This window comes from Ligilactobacillus agilis, from assembly GCF_025311475.1.
GTDB classification, from domain to species: Bacteria; Bacillota; Bacilli; order Lactobacillales; family Lactobacillaceae; genus Ligilactobacillus; species Ligilactobacillus agilis.
In genome coordinates this window covers 1,406,706-1,427,996 of sequence record NZ_CP104397.1, presented here as the reverse complement: position 1 = coordinate 1,427,996, position 21,291 = coordinate 1,406,706, and the positions used below count along the sequence as shown (strand labels likewise).

Genomic DNA, 21,291 nt, shown 5'->3' with positions numbered 1-21,291 from the left:
CTGACGGTTAAAGGTCATAGAGGTTAAGAGGTTGGAGTTTAATCGTCCAGCCTCTTAATTTTTAGTTATTACTAATTTGGGAGGCAGCTTTATGCAGAAGGCTTTTTTCAACAAGAAACTAGTTATTATCTTAATTACGTTAATTATTAGTTTTCTTTTGATTGCATTTTCAATTTCTGTTCGCAATAATCGCAACACACCATCCTTTGTTCAAAAAATAGGTAATGAGTCTGCAAGCTTAGTCAATCGAGTTGTGGATTTACCACTAACTGCTATTAGTAACTTAGGGACGGCTATCTCTGATTTACATAATACCTATGAAGAAAATGAATTACTGAAAAAAAAGATTGATAGCTTAGCAGCTACCAAGATTGAAAATCAAACACTAAAATCAGAAAATAAGCAATTAAAGCAACAACTACACTTAAACAAAAGTTTAACTGATTATACTAAGGTTACTGCTTATGTATTAGCTAGAACACCATCTGCTTGGCAAAATCAAATTATTATCAGTAAAGGAACCAATGCAGGAATTGTTAAGAATTCTGCAGTGGTTTCTGATCAAGGTTTAGTTGGGCGGGTTACTGAGGTAAATGCTACTAATAGTAAGGTAGAACTTGTAACCACCAAAAATGATGCCGCTAACCGCTTTGCTGTTCAACTTACTAATGATAAAGGTGAAACGGTCAACGGATTAATTACAGGTACTTCTGGTAAATTCTTAGTAATGGGACAGATAACTAATAATGCTAAGGTTAAGAAAAATACTAAGGTTGTTACTTCCGGTATGGGGGGAACTACCCCACAAGGAATTTATGTGGGTAAGGTGGTTAAGGTCTCTACAAGTGGGGACAGCTCCAACACTAAGATTTACATTCAACCGGCCGCCGATATGAATAAACTAAATATCGTAACTGTTGCCAAGAGAACTGACTAGAGGGTGAAGCATAGTGGCGAGTACAAAAATGAGATACCTTTTTCCGATTGGATTATTTTTAGCACTATTTTTAGATGGGGCATTAAGTGGACACTGGGCTAACTATTTATTTACCCAGACAACCTTCATGGAGAGCAGACTGGTTTTGTTATGGTTGGTAATGGCTGTTTGTTACAGTGACGCTAGGCATATTTTTGTTTGGGCAACCGTTGCTGGGTTGCTATTTGATAGCTACTATACGGGAATCTTAGGACTATTTACCGTAATGTTGCCGCTAATTGTCTATCTAACACGTGAAATCATGAAATACTTCACCCCATCATTTATTGTGGTATTATTAATATATCTAATTGATATTACGGTTTTAACCATACTATTTTATTGGGCCAATGTATTAATAGGATTTACTAGTGTGTCGATAGCAGACTTTATCGGACAAAATCTAGGTCCGACCTTAATTTATAATTTAGCTTGCTACGTTATCTTGTTTATGCCTTTGCACTGGCTATTTACAAAATTTGCTTAAAGGGGTGTAGGTATGCAGACAGTTATATTAAAGGGACATAAGGATGGTTACGAGATCACTTTAAAAGATGATGCGGACTTTACTTTGATTACTTCAGAATTAAGGCAGTTATTGGATGGTCTAAAGCAAGATGAAGGCTCAAAGCAAACAACAATCACCTTTAAAGTAAATACTGGAGCACGCCTACTTAATACCTGGCAGAAAAAAGAACTAGAAAAGGTTTTTGGCGACTATCCTTATTTTGCCATTCATAAAATTACAGCTAGCGTAATTGATAAGCAAGAGGCATGGGATTTTATGGAGAACCACAATATTCATATTAACGCTGCAACCGTAAGAAATGGTCAGGTCTTAGAATTAACTGGTGATGTTTTATTTGTTGGGGCCGTGCACCAAGGTGGGGTTTTGCAAACTAGCGGTAGTATTTATAGTCTCGGCAAAATCGAAGGCATTGTCCATGCTGGCTATGATAATAACTCGCGAGCAATTATTGCGGGTGAGATTTCCCAGGCTCAGCAAGTAAGAATTGGGGATTTGGTCGATATTGTGGAAGAAAAGACAATTCCGACTAGTAGATGTTTAGTGTATGTAAATGATTTGCATACACTAACCTATGCAGATATAAGTGAACTAAGGGCACTTAGACCTAAATTATTTGTAAAAATAGGGGGTTTCTAAGATGGGAAAAGCAATTGTAATTACATCCGGTAAAGGTGGAGTTGGTAAGACAACCACGACTGCTAATCTAGGAACTGCGTTAGCTCTGCAAGGCAAAAAGGTTTGCCTGGTGGATTTAGATATTGGGCTAAGAAATTTAGACGTGGTCTTAGGTTTGGACAACCGAATAATATATAATATTGTTGACGTAGTTGAAGGAAGAGCCAAACTTCACCAAGCCTTAATAAAGGACAAGCGTTTTGATAATACTTTGTTCTTGTTAGCGGCTGCACAAAATACAGATAAAGATGCCTTAGAACCAGAAGAAGTTAAACAGTTGGTAAATGAGTTAAAACCAGAGTTTGATTATGTCTTGTTAGATTGTCCAGCTGGTATAGAACAAGGATTTATGAATGCAGTTGTGGGGGCTGATGAGGCAATTGTAGTTTCTACGCCGGAAATACCTGCGGTTAGGGATGCAGATAGGGTGGTAGGTTTATTGGAAAAATATGACTTAGAACAGCCACCGATGTTAGTTATTTCTAGAATTAGAAAGCATATGGTTAACAATGGTCAAATGATGGATGTGGATGAGATTACCCATCATTTGGGAATTAAATTATTGGGAATTGTATTTGATGATGATGCCGTGATTAGTTCAACCAATAAGGGCGAACCAATTGTGCTTGCTGATAACAATATCGTTTCCCAATGTTTTAAAAATATTGCCCGGCGCCTTGAAGGAGAAACGGTACCATTGTTGACGATGGAAGAGGCACAACAAGAGGGCTTTTTTAGTAAAATTGCCCGTTGGTTTAAACGGGCCTAAGGAAATTGCTTGACAACAATTAGCAATGATGATAGATTTTTAATTATATTAAAGACAGTGAACAGAAGAGTAGGTCGATTCTTTTTTAGCAGAGATTTCTCAGGAGCTGAAAAGAGAAAAGAAAAGGTTGGCCGAACCACATCTGCGAGTTACTAGATTGAACGCATAGTTTAGTAGGTTTAGTCGGGAGCCCCCGTTAACAGCTGAGTTTAAAACTCGCTAAGGTTAACTTTGTGAGAAGTTAACGTCATTGAGGTGGGACCGCGTAGATACGCCCTCTGAGCAATTCGCTCAGAGGGCTTTTTCTGTTTAAAGAGGGAGGAAATAAGATGGACTATATTGTGGAAATACTGCCGTCTTTAATGGCAGGAGCTAAATTAACATTAGAAGTTTTTTGCTGGACCTTAGTTGGTTCAGTTCCATTGGGACTAGTGGTTGCTTTAGGCTTAATGTCACGTTTTAAAGTGGTAAAGGGAATATTACGTTTTTACGTTTGGCTAATGAGGGGGACTCCCTTATTATTACAATTAATTTTTGTTTTCTATGGCTTGCCAATTTTAGCAAGTTGGTTGATTTTACCCCGTTACGAAGCAGCTTTAGTAGCCTTTATTTTGAATTATACTGCTTATTTCGCTGAAATTTTTAGGGGGGGCTTGCAGTCGATTGATAAGGGCCAATATGAAAGTGCCCGGGTATTACGCTTAACTTATTGGCAAACAATTAGAAAAATCATTGCACCACAAGTGGTGAAAATTGTTCTTCCTTCAATTGGAAATGAAATTATTAACCTAGTTAAGGATTCTAGTTTAGTTTACGTAATCGGTTTGGGTGATTTGTTGAGAGCCGGAAATATTGCGACCGCTCGAGATGTAACCCTGGTACCGTTAATTATGGTTGGAATAATTTATTTGATGATGACGGCGATTTTAACCTTTATTTTGGGTAAGTTAGAAAATCACTACAGTTATTGGAAATAAGGGGGGATTTTATGTTAGAGTTACAAAATCTTACTAAGAGCTTTGGCAAAAGAAAAATTATTGACGGGTTGAATCTACAGGTTGCGGATGGAGAAATCCTTTGCATTGTTGGTGAATCCGGAGGAGGAAAGACCACCTTACTTCGGTGTATTAGTGGTTTAGAAACCATTGATTCCGGCCAGTTACTAATTGATAAGCAACCATTTGACCCAAGTTCGTCAACGAGTGAGGCGGTGATTGGGGTCGTATTCCAAGAATACAATTTATTCCCGCACCTAACTGTGTTAGAAAACATTACGTTAGCGCCTAAAATGGTTTTGAAAAAAGACGAAGCTAGTGCCCAGGCAGAAGCAAGGCAGCTGCTGGCAAAATTATCTTTAAGTGACAAAGCAGAACTTTATCCCTACCAATTATCTGGGGGGCAAAAGCAACGGGTTGCAATCGCCAGAGCTTTAGCAATGCAGCCCAAAATTTTATGTTATGATGAACCAACCTCCGCCTTGGATCCCAACTTATCACAAGCAGTTAAGCAAATTATTTTAGATCTGAAAAAGAGCGGGATGACCCAAATTATTGTTACTCACGACTGGGATTTTGCCGATGAAATTGCGGATCAAATCTTGAAGGTTAAGCCCTTAAAATTTTAAATGGGGGGAAGACATTTGAAAAAAATGAAGTACGTATGGAAGATATTAGCATTACTGATAATATTAACCAGTAGTTTGGCCGGGTGTGAAAATGTTAGTAAACGGGCTAATCAAACCGATACTTGGAATAAGATAGAAAAGCGTGGAACGGTAGTCGTAGGGCTAGACGATAGCTTCGTACCGATGGGGTTTCGGCAAAAAAATGGTCAATTAGCTGGTTATGATATCGATTTGGCTAGGGAAGTTTTTAAACGTCTTGGCTTAAAGGTTAGCTTTCAAACGATTGATTGGTCAATGAAGGAGACCGAACTACGAAATGGAACGATTGATTTAATTTGGAATGGTTATACGAAAACCAAAGCTCGTGAAAAAACGGTTGCTTTCAGTCACACTTACCTAAAAAATGAACAAATTTTAGTAAGTAAGAAAAAAAATCAAATTTTACGGCCAGCGGATATGAAAAATAAGCTGATTGGACTTCAGAGTGGTTCATCTGGTTATACCGCTTATAATGAATATCCAAGCATGCTAAAGCAATACCCTAAGCAAGCCATTCAGTATGATACCTTTACGAATGCCTTTTTAGATTTAAATGCCAACAGGATTCAAGGCCTAGTGATAGATAGTGTTTATGCTAATTATTACATTGCTCACCTAAAGGACTCAGCTAGTTATCGCACGCTAAAGGTCGGTTTTCCTAATGAAGACTTTGCAATCGGCATGCGTAAAGGGGATAAAACTTTGCGCCAAAAGATTAACCTAACCTTAGCACAGATGGCTCAGGACGGTAGTTTGAATAAATTAAATCAGAAATGGTTTGGGGAAAATAATCAAATTTCTTTTAAAGATGTTAAAATTAATAAGAAGTAATTTAAAGTAGGGGGCAGCGACATGGCAATTATTAACCTAGTCGTCTTAGGCGTTTTTATCGTGAATGATATTATTGCAATCATCACGGTTTTTCGCGAGAAAAGAGATATAGCTGCTACCTGGGCTTGGTTATTAGTTTTAACTTTAATTCCGGTGGTAGGGTTTATCTTTTACTTGTTTGCGGGTAAGAAAATTTCGCAAGAGAAGATTTTTGATTTAAAAACCCAGGAACGGACAGGCTTGGCCCAGTTAGTGTCTCTTCAAAAAGAACAATGGCAAGAACAAGAGCTAATGCCTAAAGAAATTTTAACGGTTGAGTCAAGGCAGGTTACCAAGCTTTTTTTGGAGACCGACGAAGCGGTTTTAACTAAGCATAACCAAGTAACCTTATACACGGATGGACAGGAAAAGTTTGCCGCATTGTTAGCTGATATCTTAGCAGCTAAAAAACATGTCCACGTGGAGTATTATGCAATTTTTTCCGATGAAATTGGGACTAAATTAAAGCAAGCCTTGATAACGGTGGCTAAAAGAGGGGTTAAGGTTAAAGTTATCTACGATAGTTTAGGGTCGCGTGGCCAGCGGCATGGTTTTTTTAAGGACCTCGAAAAGGTTGGCGGCCAGGCCGAACCCTTCTTTGGTCATAGGCGGTCACCAGTTCACAGCCCCCGCTTTAACTATCGAGCTCACCGTAAGTTAGTCATAATTGATGGTGAGATTGGCTATATAGGTGGTTTTAACGTAGGCGACCAGTATCTAGGAAAATCTAAATATTTTGGTAACTGGCGTGATACTCATCTAAGAATAGTTGGTAACGCGGTAATTGCGTTGCAGTCCCGCTTCTTTATGGATTGGAATGCCACAATTAAGGGGGATAAGAAGCGCACCAAGCTGACTTATGCAGACAGCTACTTTCCACTTAGTCCGGTAAGAGGAACCACCAGTATCCAGATAGTTTCCTCGGGACCAGATAATGAAAACGAAGCTATAAAATTAGGATATTTGAAGTTAATTAGTAGTGCCAATAAGACGATTGACATTCAAACTCCCTATTTAATACCGGATGACTCAATTTACGAGGCCTTAAGTGTGGCTGCCCTGTCAGGAGTTAAGGTTAGAATTATGATTCCCTCTAAACCGGATCATCCGTTTGTCTACCGAGCTACCCAGTATTTTGCTAAGGCCTTGTTAGAAAAAGGCGTGGAGATATATCAGTATGAGGATGGTTTTTTACATGCTAAAACTTTTATAGTTGACGATGAACTGGCTTCTGTTGGGTCAGCTAACGTCGATTTTCGGAGCTTTAAACTGAATTTTGAAACCAATGCCTTTTGTTATGATCGCGCCTTGGTTCAAAAATTACAGGCGAGTTTTGAACAAGATTTAGCCAAGTGTAGTCGCTTAGATGAAGCCCACTTTAGACAACAATCGGTCTGGCTACGCTTTAAGCAACAATTTTCCCGGTTATTAGCGCCAATTTTATAGTAATAAGAGAGTGAGAAAAAGAGATGATTAAGAAACGTTGGTTAAAATATGGATTAGTGGGGCTAATGATTCTCTTAGTAGGAGGAATTTTAGTCGGAAGTAACTACTTAGTGTCATATGCTTTTACACGGGGAGTACCTGGTCCAAGCAATCATAAGAAGGCAGCTGTTTTAAAGGCAGACCAGGTTTGGCTAAAAAATGTTAAGCAAGAACAATGGCAGCAACGAGCAGCCAACTCTTCCTTACGCTTGGTAGCCACGTATGTTCCGGCCGCTAAAGCTACCAATAAAACGATTATTGTTGCACATGGTTATCACGAAAATCATACTAGCATGGCTTCGTATATAAGGTTATTCCATAACTTAGGCTACAATGTCTTAGCTCCTGATGACCGTGGGAGCGGGAAAAGCCAAGGAAAATACCTTACGTTTGGTTGGTTAGATCGCTTAGATTATGTTAACTGGATAAAAAAAGTCATTAAATATCAAGGCCAAAATTCACAAATAGGGCTTTTTGGTGTTTCAATGGGTGGAGCTACGGTGATGATGGTCAGTGGCCAAAAGCTACCTTCCCAAGTAAAGGCAATCGTCGAGGACTGTGGTTATTCCAGTGTTGAAGCCGAGTTAACCAACCAATTAAAGGCGCAGTTTAATCTGCCTAAAGAACCATTTATTATGTTGGCTAGTATGATTGCCAAAATTAGGGTTGGTTTTGATTTCAGGCAGGCTAAAGCTACGACCGCGTTACGTAAAAATACTTTACCTTTATACTTAATTCATGGGGATAGTGACCACTTTGTGGCTACAAAGATGGTTAAGCAAAACTATGCAGCCCAAGCTGGAACAAAGAAGCTATGGATTAGCAAAAAGACAGGGCATGCGATGACATATTACAATTATCCGCATGAATATCAACAAAGAGTAGGAGCTTTCTTTGCTAAGTATTTGCAGTAAGTAAGTCAAAATCCCCGTTAACCATTGAACTCAATGATTAACGGGGATTTTAATTTGTTTAATCAGAATTGAATTAATAACCCATTACGCCACCAACGGCTGCTAAAATTACCGAGAGAAGCGTAAAAATTAACATAATCCAAACAACTACCATGGTAATCTTTTGAAGGGTAGTCTTTTTCTTTTTTTCTTTCACTGCCAGTCATCCTTTACAATAGCTTTTGTTAAGTACTACTATACCGTTAGTATTACTAAAATGTCAATTTTTCTGGGGGAGTAGACCTTAGAAAAGAAAGCTAAATTTATGGTTAGCTGCTTTTGTATTGTATTGTGACCTACGCTATAATGGATTAATATAACAGGTGGTTCTACTTTGTTAAGAAGGCTAGAAATGCTTAGTCTTGATTACTCAAGCGGAGGGATAGTTTCATGAAGATTATTGTAGATAAGTTTGGCGGGACGTCGGTCCAAGATGAAGAGGCGCGTAAGAAGGCCATGGCCCACGTGGCTCACGCTGTGTCAGAGGGTTATAAGGTGGCCGTAGTTGTTTCAGCCATCGGAAGAAATGGCGCACCTTATGCCACAGATTCACTGTTAAATCTGGTTGGTGGTGAAAAGACAGCTTTAAACGGGCGTGAATTGGATATGCTGGTTTCGGTAGGAGAAGTAATCTCAACGGCAGTCTTTACCCAAATGCTCAAGCAAAATGGCTACAAGGCCACGGCTCTAACCGGTCCGGATGCTGGTTTTAGGACTAACAATGACTACCAAAACGCCAAGGTAATTGACGTGCAGACGGACAAGATTATGGCGGCCTTTGAAGAAGTAGACATTGTAGTTGTGGCTGGTTTCCAGGGCCTATCAAAGGAAGGCCACGTTACGACCTTAGGTCGGGGTGGCTCAGATACATCGGCGGCCCTGTTGGGTGCAGCCTTAGGAGCAGAGCGCTGTGATATCTTCACCGACGTTTCGGGGATGATGACAGGTGATCCGCGGTTAGTCAAAAAAGCCCGCTTCTTAAAAGAAGTTTCTTACGAAGAAGTTGCCAATATGGCTCATGAAGGGGCGAAGGTTATTCACCCCCGGGCGGTAGAAGTAGCTCAACAAGCCCACCTACCACTAAGAATTAGGTCAACTTGGGATGGGGTTAATGAATTAGGGACTTTGATTTCCAATAGGAATCTCTCAATCAGTCATTACCGGACGGTAACGGGGGTAGCTCACCAAGTAGGGTTAACCCAATTTAGCATTGCGACAAGCGATGTCACGGCAGACGAAGTGTTTAACTTACTGGCAGCCAATAAGTTAAGTGTTGACTTCATCAACATTAACCCGGACAAAATCGTGTTTAATTTAAATAGGGAAGAAAGCCGGTTAGCACAAAAACTTTTAGAGGCGCAAAAAATTGAGGCCCAGGTTGTTCCAGACTGTGCTAAGGTTTCGATTGTTGGTGCCGGAATAATGGGAACCCCAGGGGTAACGGCTAAAATAGTGGCTGCTTTGTCTAAGCAAAAAATCCAAATTCTCCAAACAACTGATAGTTACACGACTATCTGGGTGCTAGTCCATGGTAAGGATTTAGTAGCGGCTGTTAACGCCTTGCACGATACTTTCCTAGTTAAGGAAGCTTAAAGATGCTGATGAATCCGTTTATACAGTTAGTGGTTCTAATTTTATTAGCCTTGGTATTGTTCCTATTAAAAAAAAGGTTACGTTTGTGGCCGAAAAAGCTATTAGTAATGGATATTATTAGCCCTCTGTACCTGGTTCCGCTTGCCTTTTTTAGTCAAGAAATCTGGGGACTTTCCCTAAGCTTATACCTCATTTTTAGCTTAGCCTTGCTAGGACTATTGATGACGCTTAAGCAAATCTTGGTTAAAGGGGACATCATTTTGAGCAGGTTTTTGAGACGTTACTGGTTATTGGTGGACTTAGTGCTTAGTTTAAGTTTGCTGGTGGTTTTGGTAAGCAGAATAATCGTATTTTTTAACTGAAATGAAAAATTATGCATTAATAGTTAATTAGCAATAAATAATTGCATTTTAATTAGTTACTCTGTATAATTAAAAAGAGTTAAATCAGATTAAAAGACACTTTTAAAAAAGTGAGATACTATTTAGGGGTGATTAAGGCTAATGAAGATTATTGTAGATAAGTTTGGCGGGACGTCGGTCCAAGATGAAGAGGCGCGTAAGAAAGCCATGGCCCACGTGGCCCACGCTGTGTCAGAGGGTTATAAGGTGGCCGTGGTTGTTTCAGCCATCGGAAGAAATGGCGCACCTTACGCCACAGATTCACTATTAAATCTGGTTGGTGGTGAAAAGACAGCTTTAAACGGGCGTGAATTGGATATGCTGGTTTCGGTGGGAGAAGTAATCTCAACGGCAGTCTTTACCCAAATGCTCAAGCAAAATGGCTACAAGGCCACGGCTCTAACCGGCCCGGATGCTGGTTTTAGGACTAACAATGACTACCAAAACGCCAAGGTAATTGACGTGCAGACGGACAAGATTATGGCGGCCTTTGAAGAAGTAGACATTGTAGTTGTGGCTGGTTTCCAGGGCCTATCAAAGGAAGGGCACGTTACGACTTTGGGTCGGGGTGGTTCAGATACATCAGCAGCCCTGTTGGGTGCAGCCTTAGGAGCAGAGCGCTGTGATATCTTCACCGACGTTTCGGGGATGATGACAGGTGATCCGCGGTTAGTCAAAAAGGCCCGCTTCTTAAAAGAAGTTTCTTACGAAGAAGTTGCCAATATGGCTCATGAAGGGGCGAAGGTTATTCACCCCCGGGCGGTAGAAGTAGCTCAACAAGCCCACCTACCACTAAGAATTAGGTCAACTTGGGATGGGGTTAATGAATTAGGGACTTTGATTTCCAATAGGAACCTCTCAATCAGTCATTACCGGACAGTAACAGGGGTAGCTCACCAAGTAGGGTTAACCCAATTTAGCATTGCGACAAGCGATGTCACGGCAGACGAAGTGTTTAACTTACTGGCAGCCAATAAGTTAAGTGTTGACTTCATCAACATTAGTCCCGATAGAATTGTTTTCAATTTGAATCGGGAACAAGGGGAGGCAGCACAGGCTTTATTTACCAAGGAAAAAATTAAGGCTAAAGTAGTGGCAGATTGCGCTAAGGTTTCAGTAATTGGTGCGGGGATGCTAAATACTCCGGGGGTAACGGCCAAGATGGTGGCGGCCTTATCCAAGCAAGGAATTCAAATCTTGCAAACAACCGATAGTGATACAACCATTTGGGTATTAGTTCATGGCAAGGACTTATCAAAGGCAGTCAACGCATTACATGATACCTTTTTATTGAATGATTAATAAATCAATAAGTTAATAGGGTGAATTTTCGTGATAGGACGAAAGTTCACCTTTTTTTCGTGGCCGATTTAATTGGTAACCACAGCAAGTTTTCATTTTTAGGGTAAGGTGGGTTTTTCTAAATAAGATGTGGTTGAAAGTGGGGAATTGTGGTACTATTTAATCATAGTATTATTTTAAGCTAGGGTTACTATCGTAAAGGCTGGTGAAGACGAATGTTCATGGGAGAATACCGGCATAGCTTGGACACTAAAGGGCGGTTGATTATCCCGGTCAAGTTTAGAGAAAAGTTAACGCCAACGTTCGTCTTGACGCGCGGAATGGATGGGTGCCTTTTTGGCTACCCACAGTCTGAATGGCAAAAGATAGCCACTAAGTTGCAAAGCTTACCCTTGACTAAAAAGGACGCCCGGGCATTTGTACGTTTCTTTTATGCAGCGGCCACGGAGTGTGAATTTGATAAGCAGGGTAGGATTAACATCCCTAGTATGCTACGCCAGCATGCACAACTGACGAAAAAGTGCGTGATTGTTGGGGTTTCTAATCGGTTTGAAATTTGGGCTGAGGAAAACTGGCTTGATTTTTGTGAGCAAACCGCCACGGATTTTGATGAGATTGCTGAGAATATGATTGATTTTGAACTTTAAGGTGAGACGATGACAGAATTTGAACATGTAACGGTCCTATTAAATGAGGCAGTGGATAATTTAAATATAAAAGCTGACGGCATCTACGTTGACTGCACACTAGGTGGTGGCGGGCATAGTAGAAAGATTCTTGAACAATTAGGGCCAAACGGTCACCTCTATGCCTTTGATCAAGACCAAACAGCATTGGATTATAATCAGGAAAATTTACGTGATTGGCTAGTGGCTAAAAAGTTAACTTTAATTAAGAGTAACTTCCAACAGTTAAAGCAAAAGTTAGCTGAGCATGGGGTAAGTCATGTTGATGGAGTCTTATATGATTTAGGAGTATCTTCTCCACAATTTGATGTTGCTGAACGGGGTTTCTCATACCGCCAGGATGCAATTTTGGATATGCGGATGGATCAAAGTCAGGCTTTGACTGCCCGCAAGATTGTAAATGAATGGTCTTATGGTGAATTAGTACGAATTTTCACTAGATATGGCGAAGAAAAATTTGCTAAGTCGATTGCAAGGCAAATTGAAAGAAAGCGTCAGGAAGAAGAAATTCAAACGACCGGTCAATTGGTGGAGCTAATTAAGGCGGGAATTCCAGCTAAGGCCCGGCGTAAAGGTGGTCACCCTGCTAAAAAGGTTTTTCAAGCATTACGAATTGCGGTTAACAATGAGTTAGGAGTTTTGGAAGACTCATTAGGTCAAGCCCTCTCACTATTGAATCCTCACGGACGAATAAGTGTCATCACCTTCCAATCCTTGGAGGATCGCCTGGTTAAGACGATGTTTAAGGAAAAAACTAGTCTGCCGGAATTACCAAGGGGCTTACCGGTCATTCCAAGTGAGTTGGAATTAGAGTATCGTTTAGTTAACCGTAAACCAATAACCCCTAGTCAAGCTGAGTTAGAGGCTAACCACCGAGCTCATTCTGCTAAATTGCGGGTTATTGAGAAAGTATAGTTATTAGGTAGGGGAGTGATTAAATTGGCACAACCGGCATTAAAAGAATGGACGGAAACTACTAACCCAAGTCCAGTACATAAAATTAATAAGCAGCCTAAAAGGCTAGCTAAAAAGGTGACGCTTGTAGGCAAAGATTTTATTTATTTAGCTGCAGTAGTAATTATTGCTTTTGCGGTTACGACTTCCGTTGTTAAGTCAACAGTCGCACTGACAAATGCCCAACATGAGTTACAGACAATTAGGAAGCAACAAACTAAGCTTCAAGTTCAAAATACTAATGCTAAGCAAGAGATTAGTGAGTTATCTAGTCGGTCACGCTTGAGTAAAATTGCAGCTAGTGCGGGTTTAAAACTTAATGAATCTAGTACAAGGAATGTTACTAAATGAATATGAAAAATAAACGAACATTGAATAAGCAAAAAATGCAGTTAAAAAGAAAGCGACTAGGGATAGGCCTTTTTTTTACAGTATTCCTAATTTTTGTGATATTCATAGGGCGTTTTTTTTATGTAGGCGTTTTTCATAAAGTTGCAGGAATTGACCTAAATAAAAAAGTAGCGCAGTTATATGCTAACAAAACGCAAATCAAAGCTAAACGTGGGAGCATCTATGATACTAATGGGAATACAATTGCAGAGGATACTACCACGTATTCGGTTTATGTAGTTTTATCTAAGAGCGCGGTTTATTACGGGAAGCGCGCCTACTTGGCGGATAAGGATAAGGAAAAGGCTGCCCGGGTCTTAAGTAAGAATTTACCCATTTCCTATGAGAAGGTTTACCAAATTTTAAATCCTGATAACCCAGATTTGTATCAGGTGGAACTTGGAACGGCAGGTAAAGGAATATCCTTAGAAACCAAAAAAGCCATTGAGGCAGCCAATATTACCGGCATTAACTTTACCCCTACCGTAGCTAGACTTTACCCTAACGGTAACTTTGCCTCTTACTTTATTGGCTTAACTGCAACTATGAACAACGAGATCAGTGGCACAATGGGGATTGAAAAAGTCTATAATGACTTTTTGAAAGGAACTAATGGTACCCGCAGCTATATGAAGGATAACAGTGGCACAGAGATTCCGGGAACGAAATCTAAGTATAAGAAAGCCAAAAATGGGGCCGATGTTTACACAACCTTAGATTCCCAATTACAGGTTTATATGGAAAATTTACTGACGGCTGCGCAAAAGAAATACCAGCCGCAATCTATGACGGCGGTCTTAATGAATGCGAAAACGGGGGCGATTTTAGCTGCTAGCCAGCGCCCAACTTTTAATGCCCAAACCAAGAGTAACATTCCGGTTTGGAGAAATGAGCTGTTGGCGGAAACTTATGAGCCTGGATCGACTATGAAGATTTTCACAACCGCAGCTGCCATTAATAGCGGTCATTATAATGGTAATGCCTACTACAATTCGGGAGCATTGACAATTGATGGTTCTAAAATTTACGATTGGAACCGGGCTGGTTGGGGAAGTATTACTTATGACCAAGCCTTTATTCGGTCTTCTAACGTAGGGATGGCTTTATTAGAGCAACAAATGGGTAAAAAGCTTTGGTTAAATTATATCCAAAAGTTTGGCTTCCTAAAGGAAACTAATGCTGGCTTAGGCCCGGAATCTAAAGGAAGTATCTCCTACAATTATCCCATTGAGCAAGCTAATACTGCTTACGGTCAAGGGATAGACGTAACGGTCTTTCAAATGATGCAAGGTTTTAGTGCAATCGCCAATAACGGCAAAGAACTGCGACCTTACATGATAAAGAAAATTGTTTCGGCTGACGGCAATAAAGTTTTGAAGCAAGAAGGTAAAAAGGTAATTGGGCAGCCAATAAAGGCAACGACTGCTAAGCAGGTACGAAACCTAATGACGCAGGTTGTAACCGATGAACATGGGACCGGGACCGCCTTTAAATCAGACCAATATGAAGTCGGGGTCAAAACGGGGACAGCCCAAATTGCCTCCCCTAGTGGGGGCGGTTACCTAACCGGAGATACAAATTATATCTTCTCCGTTGTAGGGATGGCTCCCATTGATAACCCTAAGTATATTTTATATATTACCGTCAAACAGCCGAAGACCTTTGCCGGCAAGACTTCAGGCGAAATGTTAGCCGAGGTCTTTAACCCGTTGATGGAACGGTCAATGAAAGAGACTGCAGCTTCTACAAGTAAAAAGGCGGTGACGATATCTAACTATAAGAACCAATCTAGTTCAGAGGTTGCCGAGAAGTTGCAAGCCGCTGGGTTGGTGGTAACAGTCTTAGGTAATAAAAAGCAGATACAAGCCCAGTCTACACCAGCCAACCAAGAATTATTTGTAGGTAGCAGGATTATTTTAAAGACTGGTGGCACGATGACGATGCCAGATATTAAGGGCTGGTCACGCAGTGATGTCGTTAAACTAGCTACCATATTAGGATTAAAACTAAAAATTGTGGGAGCTGGATACGTAAGCGAGCAAAGTGTGGTTGCAAATAGTAATTTAAGTGGCGTCAAGGAATTGACAGTCAAACTCAGTTAAGAGGATGGATACAATGTTAGCAAGTGAATTAATTAGTAAACTGAAGTTCAAAGAAGTTGAGAATTTTACGGATTTTGAGGTTGCTTTGGTAACTCAAGATACAAGGGAAGTTGTAGCAGATAGTATTTTTATAGCAATAGCAGGTCATACAGTGGATGGCCATGCCTTTGTGGACCAGGCTTTACAAAGTGGTGCTAAACTCATTATTGCTCAAAAACCAATTAAGGTTGGCGTACCAGTCGTGTATGTTGAAAATACCTATAAGGCGATGGCTATTCTCAGCAGTGCCTTTTACAACTATCCTAGCCAAAAATTGCAAGTGATTGGAGTTACTGGGACTAATGGCAAAACGACGGTAACCCACATGATTGATGCTATTTTTAGGGACCAAGGTCAAAAAACTGGGTTAATTGGGACCATGTACCGGCGTATCGGTGATGAGGTTTTAAAAACTAACAATACGACACCAGATATTATTACTTTGCAAAGAACTTTAGCTAAGATGGCGACTGTTAACGTCAGCGAAGTTGCGATGGAGGTCTCTTCAGTCGCCTTGATTCAAGGTCGGGTCTGGGGGGTAGACTTTGATGTAGCGGTTTTTACTAATTTTAGTCAAGATCACCTAGACTACCATAAGACTATGGCCAACTATGCTCACGCTAAGAGCTTGTTATTTGCACAATTAGGCAATAGCTATGGTGGCAAAGAAAAAGTGGCTGTTTTTAATTTAGATGACCCAATGAGCAAGAAGTTTATGCAAGATACCCCAGCTCAAGTATTGACTTACGGAATTGATAGTCCTGCCATGATTAGGGCAGAAAACATAGATATCCATAGCCAGGGGACGGATTTTGATTTAGTCGTGTTCAAACAAAGGTATCACCTCCACGTTAAGACGGTTGGGTTATTTAACGTTTATAACCTACTAGCCGCTTTTGGTGCCGCCTATGTATCAGGAATAGCGACAGAAGATATTATTTCCGCCCTAACTAAATTTCCAGGGGTAAAAGGTCGGCTGCAACTGTTAAGTCATAAGCAAGTAAGCGCAATTGTTGACTATGCTCATACCCCCGACGGGTTATTAAATGCTTTGGAAACAATTAATGATTTTGCTAAGGGTAAAGTGTACTGTGTAGTTGGGTGTGGCGGTGACCGTGATCACGATAAGCGGCCTAAGATGGCTCAAATTGCAGTAGCAAACAGTGATTTAGCTGTATTTACCTCGGACAATCCACGTACAGAAGAACCCCAAGCAATTATTGATGATATGTTAAAGGGCGTTGAAGCCGGGACTGCTAAAGTTATTGTAGACCGCAGTCAAGCCATTAGGTGGGCCCTAGAACAAGCACAACCCGGTGATGTGGTGTTAATTGCCGGTAAGGGGCACGAAGATTACCAAATTATCGGCAAGCAAAAGTACCACTTTGATGATGTAGAAGAAGTAACTAATTATTTTAAGCAAGCCTAGTTTTTGTTATATAAGGAGAAAGATAATGGATATTATAGCGATGTTAATCCCGTTAGTAGTTAGCTTTATTTTGACGACTTTATTTACCCCTTTGTTTATTAATTACGCGCATAAGAAAAAACAAGGGCAAATGATTAGAGAAGATGGCCCAACTTGGCATGCCAAAAAGTCGGGAACACCAACGATGGGGGGCTTTGTTTTTAACTTTGTCATTGTAATTACGGCCTTACTGACGGCATGGTTACAGGATAACCTCAACTCCGCCGTAATTATTTTAGCCTTCATCTTACTTTTATACGGCTTTTTAGGTTTTTTTGATGATTCAATCAAGCTATGGAAGAAGCAAAATGAGGGGCTAAAACCTTGGCAAAAATTATTGGGTCAGATAGTAGGGGCCTTAATTTTTATGGGAGTTTACTTACACGAAGGCTTGCCCTTGTCATTAGCTTTAGGCGGATATGAACTAAACATCGGTTTTATCTACGTATTATTTGTAATTTTTTGGTTAGTTGGTTTTTCTAACGCGGTAAACCTTACGGATGGAATTGATGGCTTAGTAGCAGGTCAAGCAACAATCGCTTTTGGTGCTTACGCTGTCATTGCGTATGTGCAAGCCCAGTATGCGGTGTTAACTTTCTGTTTAGCAGTGATGGGGGCATTACTGGCCTTCCTAGGGTTTAACCATAAACCAGCCAAAATTTTCATGGGTGACATGGGATCGTTAGCTTTAGGGGGAGCTTTAGCTGCTGTCTCTATTTTGCTCCACCATGAACTATCTCTTCTCCTAATTGGAATAATTTTTGTTTGTGAAACTGCGAGTGTGATGCTCCAAGTTGCCTATTTTAGAAAAACTGGTAAGCGGCTATTTAAAATGAGCCCCATTCACCACCACTTTGAGTTATCCGGCTGGAGTGAATGGCGGATTGATTTAACCTTCTGGGGAGTTGGCTTACTTGCGGCAGTGATTGTTGATTTAATAGTTATACTTTAATAAATAGATGGGAAGTCTTGTGTGATGAAAAAGATTACTACTTATCAAGGAAAAAAAGTACTAGTGTTAGGATTAGGTAAGAGCGGTATCAATGCGGCCGAGTTATTGGCTAAACTAGGTGCTAAGGTCACGGTTAATGATAAAAATGAGCCAAGTGATTTAAACCAGGTAGCCGCTTTGGAAGCCCAAAATATCAAGGTGGTTACAGGCAGTCACCCACTTGCCTTATTAACAGATATAGATTTAATGGTTAAAAATCCTGGGATTCCATATACAAATGTTTTAGTGGCTGAAGCTCAAAAACGGGGGTTAAAAATTATAACTGAACCAGAATTGGCCTATGAAATCTTAGAGGGCCAAATGATTGCTATTACTGGGACAAATGGGAAAACAACCACAACGACAATGATTACCCTAATGCTAAACCAAGCAAGTGCTAAGCAACATGCCTATAAGGCTGGTAATATCGGGATTCCTGCTAGCAAGCAAGCCCAAACGTTGGGGCAAGAAGATATTTTGGTAACGGAGTTGTCTAGTTTCCAATTATTAGGAATTAGCGCTTTGCACCCACATATCGCGGTACTAACCAATATCTATGAAGCCCACACTGACTACCATGGCAGTAGGGAAAATTATGTTAAAGCCAAAATGAGAATTACCATGAATCAGACGGCAGCCGATTACTTTGTTGTTAACTGGGACAACCCAGAGTGGCGCGAGCTTTCTAAACAAAGTCAAGCACAAGTCGTACCCTTTTCACGCAATAACCTAAGTCAAAAGGGAGCCTACCTAAAAGATGGTATCCTTTATTTCAGAGACGAAGCGATTATGGCAGCTGCAGATATCAAGGTACCAGGGACACATAATGTTGAAAATGCGCTCGCTGCCTTAGCAGTCGCTAAGTTGATGGGAGTACCAACCGCAGCGATTGTGGAAGTATTGAAGACTTTTTCAGGGGTTAAACACAGGACCCAGTACGTCCGGACCATCAATGACCGTAAATTTTATAATGACTCTAAGGCTACCAACATGGAGTCGACAGAAAAAGCCTTGGCTGGCTTTAAGCAACCGGTCGTTTTGCTAGCGGGGGGCTTAGATCGCGGATTTACGTTTGAAAAGTTAGTCCCATTCTTTAAGGATTTACGCGGGTTAGTTGTATTTGGACAAACCGCGGAATTAATTGCTCAAGCTGGGAAAGCAGCTGGAGTTAAGCATATTATTAGAACCGAAAATGCGGTAACAGCTGTTCCGTTAGCCTATCAATTAAGCCAACCAGGAGATATCGTCTTATTATCACCTGCTTGTGCTAGTTGGGATCAGTGGAAGACGTTTGAAGAGCGCGGAGATAAATTTATTGAGGCAGTAACTAAACTGGCCCAAGAAGTGGAGGAAAAGTAATGCGGTTGTTAGTATCTGGTGGTGGGACCGGTGGTCATATCTACCCAGCCTTAGCTTTAATAGAAGCATTAAAGAAAAAAGATCCAACGGCAGAAGTATTATATGTTGGTACTACCCGGGGACTTGAGACGCGGATTGTGCCGGCTGCTGGGATTCCCTTAAAAACATTAAAGATTCAGGGCTTTAAGCGCTCCTTGTCGTTAGAAAACCTAAAGACGGTTTACCTCTTTTTAAAGAGCGTGCATGAATCTAAGCGAATTATCAAAGAATTTAAACCGGATGTAGTTATTGGAACTGGAGGTTATGTCTGTGGTGCGGTTGTGTACGCAGCTAGCAAGCTAAAAATTCCAACTATGATTCACGAACAAAATAGTGTTGCCGGGGTAACTAATAAATTCTTGAGCCATTTTGTAGATAAAATTGGAATTTGTTTTGAGGATGCAGCCAGCCAATTTCCTGAAAAGAAAGTTATTTTGACAGGAAACCCGCGGGCACAGCAGGTGGCACTGATGAAAAAGACCGGGCGGTTGTACAGTGAATATGGCCTCGAAAAAAATAAGAAGACGGTGCTAATTTTTGGGGGGTCCCAGGGAGCACGCAGAATCAATGAAGCTAGCACGGCCGCAATTTCTGCCTGGAAACAAGCGGACTATCAGGTCCTATTTGTTAGTGGTCAAGGTCACTATGAAAAAATTATGGCAAAGCTAGCTGATAAAAAACTACCTAAAAATGTGCACATCGTCCCTTATATCGCCGATATGCCAGCTATTTTACCCGAAGTCGATTTAATCGTGGGACGCGCTGGTGCCACTAGTTTGGCGGAAATTACGGCCTTGGGTTTACCAGCTATTTTAATACCAAGTCCCTATGTAACTAATGATCACCAAACTAAAAACGCCCAAAGCCTGGTAACTAGACAGGCAGCGGTCATGATTAAAGAAAGTGAGTTAGATGAAACTAGCTTAGTGGCTGCAATTAATAAGTTGATGACCGATGATAAAGAGCGCATGCAAATGGCGGCTAACTGTAAACAAATGGGGATGCCTAATGCAGCAGACAAGTTGTTAGCTGTTTTAGAAAGCCTAATCAAGTGAGGTTAGGGGGGGTTTTTTGAAAAAAAAGGTAAACAAGCCAGTTACTAGTGAGGCAGAATTAACCCCTTGGGAAAAGGCCCAGGCAAAACGGGCAAAGCAACAAACCCAAAAATTTGCTAAGCAAAAGCAAAAAAAACGCCAAAAACGTAAGCTACCCTTGCTAGCAGAGGTAAAACGACGTCGGGTGGAGAAAACTGGTGGTAGCTTATTGATTATTTTTGCTACGATTGCAGTAGTTTCTTTGTACTTTATTTTGCCTATCAGTCGGGTAGCCCAAGTAAAGGTTGAACACCTGGCAACTAAAGATGAACAAGTAGTGGTTAAAGCTAGTAAGATTAAGCAACGCCAGACCCTAGTATCAGTTTTATTGAATAAAAATAAGGCGGAAAAAACAATTGTCACTAACGTCCCCTTTGTAAATAGGGCTAAAGTAACTATGGCTGGAAGTCAAATTGTCATCAAGGTTAACCAATTTCGGCGGGTGGCCTTTTTGGAAAAGGATAAGCACTATTATTCATTGAGGCAAAATGGCAGCACAAACCTAAGTGAAACGACTAATATATCCGGAAATGTTCCAGTAGTTGTATATAAAGCTAATGCCAACCTTACTTTATTAGCGCAACAATTAAATTTGTTGCCAAATAGGCTACTAGGAGCCATTTCCGAAATTCACTTTACCCCAACTAAGTCCGACCCTACCAAGCTGTTACTTTATATGAATGATGGTAACCAGGTAATTGCTAATGCTGAAACGCTTGCTAAGAAGTTGGCTTATTATCCAAGCATTGTAGCTAAAATGAACTATCAAGGAATAATCGACCTAGAAGTAGGGGCATATTCATATCCTAAGAATAGTAATGAATAACCTTAAGTTTTTTTTAGATAATTAAACAGACAACAATGGTAAAACACCTAACAAATGTGGTAAAATCTAATTATTAATACGAATATTTAATATACTTGTATAAGATAAAATGCAATAAAAAAATATG

The 21,291-nt window shown here is 40.5% G+C and carries 22 protein-coding genes and 1 other annotated feature; of the genes, 21 read left to right on the top strand and 1 reads right to left on the bottom strand.

The genetic code is table 11. The annotated features are described in order from the left end of the window. Positions 1-91 precede the first annotated feature (91 nt). The 9 genes from mreC to N4597_RS07065 all read left to right on the top strand — a co-directional run bounded on the left by mreC (position 92) and on the right by N4597_RS07065 (position 7,881). Positions 92-937 carry a rod shape-determining protein MreC gene (gene mreC / locus N4597_RS07105; RefSeq protein WP_167589532.1) on the top strand — a complete coding sequence of 282 codons (846 nt, stop codon included), beginning with the start codon at positions 92-94 and terminating at the stop codon, positions 935-937. Positions 938-950: 13 nt separating this feature from the next. Next, positions 951-1,463, top strand: coding sequence for a rod shape-determining protein MreD (gene mreD, locus N4597_RS07100; protein WP_050612512.1), 513 nt, complete (start codon positions 951-953; stop codon positions 1,461-1,463). A gap of 12 nt (positions 1,464-1,475) precedes the next feature. Next, positions 1,476-2,141 (top strand): septum site-determining protein MinC, encoded by a 666-nt coding sequence (locus tag N4597_RS07095; protein ID WP_202022217.1) that lies wholly within the window; start codon positions 1,476-1,478, stop codon positions 2,139-2,141. Between the two features lies 1 nt (position 2,142). After that, positions 2,143-2,949 carry a septum site-determining protein MinD gene (gene minD / locus N4597_RS07090; protein WP_050612510.1) on the top strand — a complete coding sequence of 269 codons (807 nt, stop codon included), beginning with the start codon at positions 2,143-2,145 and terminating at the stop codon, positions 2,947-2,949. 48 nt (positions 2,950-2,997) lie between these two features. Beyond that, positions 2,998-3,231 (top strand) — a binding site (T-box leader). Between the two features lie 47 nt (positions 3,232-3,278). Then, positions 3,279-3,926, top strand: coding sequence for an amino acid ABC transporter permease (locus N4597_RS07085; RefSeq protein WP_056976471.1), 648 nt, complete (start codon positions 3,279-3,281; stop codon positions 3,924-3,926). An 11-nt stretch (positions 3,927-3,937) separates the two neighbouring features. Continuing rightward, a complete protein-coding gene (locus tag N4597_RS07080) occupies positions 3,938-4,573 on the top strand; it encodes an amino acid ABC transporter ATP-binding protein (RefSeq protein WP_094129966.1) in 636 nt (211 codons plus the stop codon). Between the two features lie 24 nt (positions 4,574-4,597). Then, positions 4,598-5,443 carry an amino acid ABC transporter substrate-binding protein gene (locus N4597_RS07075; RefSeq protein ID WP_089144621.1) on the top strand — a complete coding sequence of 282 codons (846 nt, stop codon included), beginning with the start codon at positions 4,598-4,600 and terminating at the stop codon, positions 5,441-5,443. Positions 5,444-5,464: 21 nt separating this feature from the next. Then, a complete protein-coding gene (gene cls / locus N4597_RS07070) occupies positions 5,465-6,928 on the top strand; it encodes a cardiolipin synthase (protein ID WP_172575777.1) in 1,464 nt (487 codons plus the stop codon). Between the two features lie 23 nt (positions 6,929-6,951). Then, positions 6,952-7,881, top strand: a complete 930-nt coding sequence (locus N4597_RS07065) for an alpha/beta hydrolase (RefSeq protein WP_050612506.1) — start codon at positions 6,952-6,954, stop codon at positions 7,879-7,881. Between the two features lie 73 nt (positions 7,882-7,954). On the opposite strand, the gene N4597_RS07060 is transcribed toward N4597_RS07065, so the two are convergent. Beyond that, entirely contained in the window at positions 7,955-8,077 is a 123-nt protein-coding gene (locus N4597_RS07060; protein WP_101812405.1) for a DUF4044 domain-containing protein, read from the bottom strand. Between the two features lie 233 nt (positions 8,078-8,310). Between N4597_RS07060 and dapG (N4597_RS07055) the strand changes: the two genes are divergently transcribed. The 12 genes from dapG (N4597_RS07055) (at position 8,311) to N4597_RS07005 (ending at position 21,164) form a co-directional block, all read left to right on the top strand. Continuing rightward, on the top strand, positions 8,311-9,513 hold the full coding sequence (gene dapG, locus N4597_RS07055; RefSeq protein WP_050612505.1) for an aspartate kinase: 1,203 nt from the start codon (positions 8,311-8,313) through the stop codon (positions 9,511-9,513). Between the two features lie 2 nt (positions 9,514-9,515). Further along, positions 9,516-9,875: a DUF3397 family protein gene (locus N4597_RS10750; RefSeq protein ID WP_050612504.1), complete on the top strand. Its 360-nt coding sequence runs from the start codon at positions 9,516-9,518 to the stop codon at positions 9,873-9,875. 141 nt (positions 9,876-10,016) lie between these two features. Next, on the top strand, positions 10,017-11,216 hold the full coding sequence (dapG, locus tag N4597_RS07050; RefSeq protein WP_167589526.1) for an aspartate kinase: 1,200 nt from the start codon (positions 10,017-10,019) through the stop codon (positions 11,214-11,216). A gap of 215 nt (positions 11,217-11,431) precedes the next feature. After that, complete coding sequence (gene mraZ / locus N4597_RS07045; protein WP_050612502.1) at positions 11,432-11,863, top strand: division/cell wall cluster transcriptional repressor MraZ; 432 nt, start codon at positions 11,432-11,434, stop codon at positions 11,861-11,863. Positions 11,864-11,872: 9 nt separating this feature from the next. Further along, complete coding sequence (gene rsmH, locus N4597_RS07040; protein ID WP_172573979.1) at positions 11,873-12,817, top strand: 16S rRNA (cytosine(1402)-N(4))-methyltransferase RsmH; 945 nt, start codon at positions 11,873-11,875, stop codon at positions 12,815-12,817. Between the two features lie 24 nt (positions 12,818-12,841). Next, positions 12,842-13,207, top strand: coding sequence for a cell division protein FtsL (gene ftsL, locus N4597_RS07035; RefSeq protein ID WP_234403088.1), 366 nt, complete (start codon positions 12,842-12,844; stop codon positions 13,205-13,207). Then, complete coding sequence (locus N4597_RS07030) at positions 13,204-15,348, top strand: penicillin-binding transpeptidase domain-containing protein (RefSeq protein ID WP_056976481.1); 2,145 nt, start codon at positions 13,204-13,206, stop codon at positions 15,346-15,348. Before ftsL ends, N4597_RS07030 begins: the two co-directional genes overlap by 4 nt. Positions 15,349-15,361: 13 nt before the next feature. Continuing rightward, complete coding sequence (locus N4597_RS07025; RefSeq protein WP_260905251.1) at positions 15,362-16,816, top strand: UDP-N-acetylmuramoyl-L-alanyl-D-glutamate--2,6-diaminopimelate ligase; 1,455 nt, start codon at positions 15,362-15,364, stop codon at positions 16,814-16,816. A 25-nt stretch (positions 16,817-16,841) separates the two neighbouring features. Continuing rightward, positions 16,842-17,807 (top strand): phospho-N-acetylmuramoyl-pentapeptide-transferase, encoded by a 966-nt coding sequence (gene mraY / locus N4597_RS07020; protein ID WP_056976483.1) that lies wholly within the window; start codon positions 16,842-16,844, stop codon positions 17,805-17,807. Between the two features lie 21 nt (positions 17,808-17,828). Beyond that, positions 17,829-19,205, top strand: coding sequence for a UDP-N-acetylmuramoyl-L-alanine--D-glutamate ligase (gene murD / locus N4597_RS07015; RefSeq protein WP_390892628.1), 1,377 nt, complete (start codon positions 17,829-17,831; stop codon positions 19,203-19,205). After that, entirely contained in the window at positions 19,205-20,299 is a 1,095-nt protein-coding gene (gene murG / locus N4597_RS07010; protein ID WP_089144563.1) for an undecaprenyldiphospho-muramoylpentapeptide beta-N-acetylglucosaminyltransferase, read from the top strand. The genes murD and murG overlap by 1 nt, the downstream gene beginning before the upstream one ends. 16 nt (positions 20,300-20,315) lie before the next feature. Beyond that, positions 20,316-21,164 carry a cell division protein FtsQ/DivIB gene (locus tag N4597_RS07005; RefSeq protein ID WP_260903123.1) on the top strand — a complete coding sequence of 283 codons (849 nt, stop codon included), beginning with the start codon at positions 20,316-20,318 and terminating at the stop codon, positions 21,162-21,164. Positions 21,165-21,291: the final 127 nt, after the last annotated feature.

Excerpts from the sequence above, each read along its gene's own strand:
- mreC (WP_167589532.1), top strand. The coding sequence starts at position 92 with ATGCAGAAGGCTTTTTTCAACAAGAAACTAGTTATTATCTTAATTACG.
- N4597_RS07095 (WP_202022217.1), top strand. The coding sequence starts at position 1,476 with ATGCAGACAGTTATATTAAAGGGACATAAGGATGGTTACGAGATCACT.
- minD (WP_050612510.1), top strand. The coding sequence starts at position 2,143 with ATGGGAAAAGCAATTGTAATTACATCCGGTAAAGGTGGAGTTGGTAAG.
- N4597_RS07085 (WP_056976471.1), top strand. The coding sequence starts at position 3,279 with ATGGACTATATTGTGGAAATACTGCCGTCTTTAATGGCAGGAGCTAAA.
- N4597_RS07080 (WP_094129966.1), top strand. The coding sequence starts at position 3,938 with ATGTTAGAGTTACAAAATCTTACTAAGAGCTTTGGCAAAAGAAAAATT.
- N4597_RS07075 (WP_089144621.1), top strand. The coding sequence starts at position 4,598 with ATGAAGTACGTATGGAAGATATTAGCATTACTGATAATATTAACCAGT.
- cls (WP_172575777.1), top strand. The coding sequence starts at position 5,465 with ATGGCAATTATTAACCTAGTCGTCTTAGGCGTTTTTATCGTGAATGAT.
- N4597_RS07065 (WP_050612506.1), top strand. The coding sequence starts at position 6,952 with ATGATTAAGAAACGTTGGTTAAAATATGGATTAGTGGGGCTAATGATT.
- dapG (WP_050612505.1), top strand. The coding sequence starts at position 8,311 with ATGAAGATTATTGTAGATAAGTTTGGCGGGACGTCGGTCCAAGATGAA.
- N4597_RS10750 (WP_050612504.1), top strand. The coding sequence starts at position 9,516 with ATGCTGATGAATCCGTTTATACAGTTAGTGGTTCTAATTTTATTAGCC.
- dapG (WP_167589526.1), top strand. The coding sequence starts at position 10,017 with ATGAAGATTATTGTAGATAAGTTTGGCGGGACGTCGGTCCAAGATGAA.
- mraZ (WP_050612502.1), top strand. The coding sequence starts at position 11,432 with ATGTTCATGGGAGAATACCGGCATAGCTTGGACACTAAAGGGCGGTTG.
- rsmH (WP_172573979.1), top strand. The coding sequence starts at position 11,873 with ATGACAGAATTTGAACATGTAACGGTCCTATTAAATGAGGCAGTGGAT.
- N4597_RS07030 (WP_056976481.1), top strand. The coding sequence starts at position 13,204 with ATGAATATGAAAAATAAACGAACATTGAATAAGCAAAAAATGCAGTTA.
- N4597_RS07025 (WP_260905251.1), top strand. The coding sequence starts at position 15,362 with ATGTTAGCAAGTGAATTAATTAGTAAACTGAAGTTCAAAGAAGTTGAG.
- mraY (WP_056976483.1), top strand. The coding sequence starts at position 16,842 with ATGGATATTATAGCGATGTTAATCCCGTTAGTAGTTAGCTTTATTTTG.
- murG (WP_089144563.1), top strand. The coding sequence starts at position 19,205 with ATGCGGTTGTTAGTATCTGGTGGTGGGACCGGTGGTCATATCTACCCA.